The sequence below is a fragment of the Natrononativus sp. DTA114 genome, from assembly GCF_059736515.1.
The window spans coordinates 1-5,376 of record NZ_JCASSN010000008.1 but is presented as its reverse complement, the minus strand read 5'-3'; the positions used below and the strand labels follow the sequence as shown (position 1 = coordinate 5,376).

Genomic DNA, 5,376 nt, shown 5'->3' with positions numbered 1-5,376 from the left:
AGGAGATGAGGATCCCACCCCTGCGGTCCGCCGTCAAGATGGGATCTGATGTGAGCCATGATAGTTCGGTGACGCTCGATCGGTCGACGCGACCGTCGTCACCGAACGGACCAAGTTACGTGTGAGAATCAGACGAGATTCTCCGCCAACCTCCCCGGCTTCGCCGGGGGATAGCATTCCGGTTGATCCTGCCGGAGGTCATTGCTATTGGAGTCCGATTTAGCCATGCTAGTCGTACGAATTTAGATTCGTGGCGAATAGCTCAGTAACACGTGGCCAAACTACCCACTGGAGCGCGATACCCTCGGGAAACTGAGGCTAATAGCGCATACAGCTCGATGCCTGGAACTGGCTCGAGCCCGAAACGCTCCGGCGCCAGTGGATGTGGCTGCGGCCGATTAGGTAGACGGTGGGGTAACGGCCCACCGTGCCGATAATCGGTACGGGTCATGAGAGTGAGAGCCCGGAGACGGAATCTGAGACAAGATTCCGGGCCCTACGGGGCGCAGCAGGCGCGAAACCTTTACACTGCACGCCAGTGCGATAAGGGGACTCCAAGTGCGAGGGCATATCGTCCTCGCTTTTTCCCACCGTAAGGTGGTGGGCGAATAAGAGCTGGGCAAGACCGGTGCCAGCCGCCGCGGTAATACCGGCAGCTCGAGTGATGACCGCTATTATTGGGCCTAAAGCGTCCGTAGCCGGCCAGACAAGTCTATCGGGAAATCTCCCCGCTTAACGGGGAGGCGTCCGGTGGAAACTGTTTGGCTTGGGACCGGAAGACCAGAGGGGTACGTCTGGGGTAGGAGTGAAATCCCGTAATCCTGGACGGACCACCGGTGGCGAAAGCGCCTCTGGAAGACGGATCCGACGGTGAGGGACGAAAGCTCGGGTCACGAACCGGATTAGATACCCGGGTAGTCCGAGCCGTAAACGATGTCTGCTAGGTGTGCCACAGGCTACGAGCCTGTGGTGTGCCGTAGGGAAGCCGTGAAGCAGACCGCCTGGGAAGTACGTCCGCAAGGATGAAACTTAAAGGAATTGGCGGGGGAGCACTACAACCGGAGGAGCCTGCGGTTTAATTGGACTCAACGCCGGACATCTCACCAGCACCGACAATGTGCAGTGAAGCTCAGTGTGATGAGCTTAGTGGAGCCATTGAGAGGAGGTGCATGGCCGCCGTCAGCTCGTACCGTGAGGCGTCCTGTTAAGTCAGGCAACGAGCGAGACCCGCGCGCCTAATTGCCAGCAACACCCTTGTGGTGGTTGGGTACATTAGGTGGACTGCCAGTGCCAAACTGGAGGAAGGAACGGGCAACGGTAGGTCAGTATGCCCCGAATGTGCTGGGCTACACGCGGGCTACAATGGTCGAGACAGTGGGATGCCACCCCGAGAGGGGGCGCTAATCTCCGAAACTCGATCGTAGTTCGGATTGTGGGTTGAAACTCACCCACATGAAGCTGGATTCGGTAGTAATCGCGCCTCAGAAGGGCGCGGTGAATACGTCCCTGCTCCTTGCACACACCGCCCGTCAAAGCACCCGAGTGAGGTCCGGATGAGGCCGCCGTCACGGCGGTCGAATCTGGGCTTCGCAAGGGGGCTTAAGTCGTAACAAGGTAGCCGTAGGGGAATCTGCGGCTGGATCACCTCCACAGATCGAGACCAGGACGACGTCCTGGCTCATCGCAACCTATCGGTCCGTTCGCTGTCGACACCGCGTCGGCCGGACGAGCACCTTTGAACTATCATGGCTCGCCAATTCACCCCGCGAGAGGCGGGGTGGGCCCATAGCTCAGTGGTAGAGTGCCTCCTTTGCAAGGAGGATGCCCAGGGTTCGAATCCCTGTGGGTCCATGTCTCGGAGAGGATCGAATCGTGCCCCTTATACGGGTGGCACGATTCAGATCAAATCCGACCAACCGATGCACCAGTCCGCGCAAGTGTGACTGGGAAGGGTTAATGCAGGCCGGCCGTCTACCGGCGTGCAGATGAGACCGTGTGTACGTGTAGTCCAGGCGTCCACTGGACCCGTTCCCGGGTCACTATTGGTTGCATAGCAACCAGATCCGATGAACGTGGCTACTGTGCCAGCTGGTGGATCGCTCGGCTCAAGAGCTGAAGAAGGACGTGCCAAGCTGCGATAAGCCTCAGGGACCCGCATGGAGGGTAAGAACTGAGGATCTCCGAATGGGAATCCCCACCGCAATTGCTTCGCGCAATGGGGAACGCCGGGAATTGAAACATCTCAGTACCGGCAGGAAGAGAAAGCAAACGCGATGTCGTTAGTAATGGCGAATGAAGACGACACAGTCCAAACCGAAGCCCTCACGGGCAATGTGGTGTTCGGACTGACGATCACTTTCCGAACCTCGACAAGAAGTCTCCTGGAACGGAGCACGAGACAGGGTGACAGTCCCGTACTGTCGAGTAGTACGAAACGAGTCAGCTCCAGAGTATCGGGGGTTGGATATCCCTCGTGAAGATCGCGGGCATCGACCGCGAAGACTAAACACTCCTTGAGACCGATAGCGAACAAGTAGCGTGAGCGAACGCTGAAAAGCACCCCAAAAAGGGAGGTGCAATAGGGCGTGAAATCAGTTGGCGATAGAGCGACGGGGCATACAAGGTCCCACACGGAATGACCGAGGTGCAAGCCTCCAGTAAGAAGTGTGGGAAGCCGGTGTTCCGTCGTACGTTTTGAAAAACGAACCAGAGAGTGTGCCTGTTTGACGAGTCTAACCCGATCATCGGGGAAGGCGTAGGGAAACCGATATGACCGCAGTCTTACGACGAGGGTCACCGTGTTCAAGCGCGGGGAGTCAGACGGGCACGACCCGAAACCGGACGATCTACACATGGGCAGGGTGAAGCGCACCGAAAGGTGCGTGGAGGCCCGTTAGCGTTGGTGTCCTACAATACCCTCGCGTGACCTATGTGTAGGGGTGAAAGGCCCATCGAGTTCGGAAACAGCTGGTTCCAACCGAAACATGTCGAAGCATGACCTCTGCTGAGGTAGTTCGTGGGGTAGAGCGACGGATTGGGGGAGCGCACTCCGAGAGGAGTGTGCCCCCCTGTCCAACTCCGAACCTACGAACGCCGTTTGACGCAGGGAGACCGGTGCGCGGGGTAAGCCTGTGTACCGTAAGGGAGACAACCCAGAGCTGGGTTAAGGTCCCCAAGTATGGACTAAGTGCGATTGAAGGTGGTCGCAAGCCCTAGACAGCCGGGAGGTGAGCTTAGAAGCAGCTACCCTCTAAGAAAAGCGTAACAGCTTACCGGCCGAGGTTTGCGGCGCCCAAAATGATCGGGGCTCAAGTCCATCACCGAGACCCGGCGGCACTCTTCACCGAGTGACCCCGTAGGTTGGCATTCCGTTCGGGTGGAAGCACGGATGAGAATTCGTGTGGACCGTGCGGTAACGATAATTCTGGTCATAGTAGCAGCGTTAGTCGGGTGAGAACCCCGACGGCCGAACGAGTAAGGGTTCCTCAGCAATGCTGATCAGCTGAGGGTTAGCCGGTCCTAAGTCAGCCCGTAAGTCGAAGCTGACAAAAGGGAAATAGGTTAATATTCCTATGCCGGTATGCATTCAAAGTCGACGCTTCAGGGCCACCCAGGCCGGGCCTTCGCCCGGCAGAACAGTCGAAGACCGTGGAAGCCGTAATGGCACGAAGCGGTCGAATGGCTGGATATCGCAAGCTGGGTCAACCTGGAGCCCGTGAAAAGACGAGCATACCGTCCGTACCGAGATCCGACACAGGTACTCATGGCGGCGAAAGCCAAGGCTGTTGGGAACAACCGACGTTAGGGAATTCGGCAAGTTAGTCCCGTACGTTCGCAATAAGGGATGCCTGCCCCGGAAAGGGGCAGGTCGCAGTGACTCGGGCGCTCCGACTGTCTAGTAACAACATAGGTGACCGCAAATCCGCAAGGACTCGTACGGTCACTGAATCCTGCCCAGTGCAGGTATCTGAACACCCCGTACAAGGGGACGAAGGACCTGTTAACGGCGGGGGTAACTATGACCCTCTTAAGGTAGCGTAGTACCTTGCCGCTTTAGTAGCGGCTTGCATGAATGGATCAACGAGAGCGCCACTGTCCCAACGTTGGGCCCGGTGAACTGTACGTTCCAGTGCGGAGTCTGGAGACCCCCAAGGGGAAGCGAAGACCCTATAGAGCTTTACTGCAGGCTGTCACTGAGACGTGGTCGCCATTGTGCAGCATAGGTAGGAGCCGTTACACAGGTACCCGCGCTAGCGGGCCACCGAGGCATCACTGAAATACTACCCGATGGTGACTGCGACTCTCACTCCTGGCGGAGGACACTGGTAGCCGGGCAGTTTGACTGGGGCGGTACGCGCTTGAAAAGATATCGAGCGCGCCCCAAGGTTTCCTCACTCGGGTCGGAGACCCGAGTAAGAGCGCAAGAGCATACGGAAGCCTGACAGTGTCCGGCACAACGACGGACGCTGACGCGAAAGCGTGGTCTAGCGAACCAATTAGCCTGCTTGATGCGGGCAATTGCTGACAGAAAAGCTACCTTAGGGATAACAGAGTCGTCACCCGCAAGAGCACATATCGACCGGGTGGCTTGCTACCTCGATGTCGGTTCCCTCCATCCTGCCCGTGCAGAAGCGGGCAAGGGTGAGGTTGTTCGCCTATTAAAGGAGGTCGTGAGCTGGGTTTAGACCGTCGTGAGACAGGTCGGCTGCTATCTATTGGGGGTGTTACGGTATCTGACGAGAACGTTCGTATAGTACGAGAGGAACTACGAATGGATGCCACTGGTGTACCGGTTGTCTGAGAAGGCACGTGCCGGGCAGCCACGCATCACGGGGTAAGAGCTGAACGCATCTAAGCTCGAAACCCACTTGAAAAAGAGATACCATCTGAGATCACTCGTAGAAGACGAGTTCGATAGACTCGGGGTGTACGCGCCAAGGCAACGAGGCGTTGAGCCCGCGAGCACTAACCGATCGAGCCACACACTCATACCCACTAGGGTACATACGCATTGGATCCGTGACGCGAGAACGGGTCCGGACGCAAACTGGACTACACATACACAACGGTCACAGACAGACCACCGATACTGGGCTCCTGGCAACAGGACGACGGTTCGATTCCGTTAATCGGCATTACGGCGGCCACAGCGGCGAGGTTCCACCCGTACCCATCCCGAACACGGTAGTTAAGCTCGCCTGCGTACCAGTGCGTACTGGAGTGGGAGACCCTCTGGGAGACCTGGTTCGCCGCCGACCACTCATACTACACTTTCACGCCCCACAGCGGACGCACCACAGCCACACCACACCGCGACCGCCACCCAGGGGCCATTACACCACACCCGAAGAGCAACCGCGCTCCATCGGGGCGTAC

1 tRNA gene and 3 rRNA genes are annotated in these 5,376 nt (G+C 57.9%); all 4 read left to right on the top strand.

From position 1 onward, the window contains the following. The first annotated feature begins 175 nt into the window (after positions 1 to 175). The 4 genes from AC6I6S_RS20500 to rrf all read left to right on the top strand — a co-directional run bounded on the left by AC6I6S_RS20500 (position 176) and on the right by rrf (position 5,258). Positions 176 to 1,650: ribosomal RNA gene (locus AC6I6S_RS20500) — 16S ribosomal RNA — on the top strand. A gap of 129 nt (positions 1,651 to 1,779) precedes the next feature. Then, positions 1,780 to 1,851, top strand: a tRNA-Ala gene (locus AC6I6S_RS20495). Positions 1,852 to 2,067: 216 nt separating this feature from the next. Beyond that, positions 2,068 to 4,987: ribosomal RNA gene (locus tag AC6I6S_RS20490) — 23S ribosomal RNA — on the top strand. Between the two features lie 149 nt (positions 4,988 to 5,136). Further along, a 5S ribosomal RNA gene (rrf, locus tag AC6I6S_RS20485) occupies positions 5,137 to 5,258 on the top strand. Together the 16S, 23S and 5S rRNA genes with 1 tRNA gene alongside form the textbook arrangement of a ribosomal RNA operon. Positions 5,259 to 5,376 lie beyond the last annotated feature (118 nt).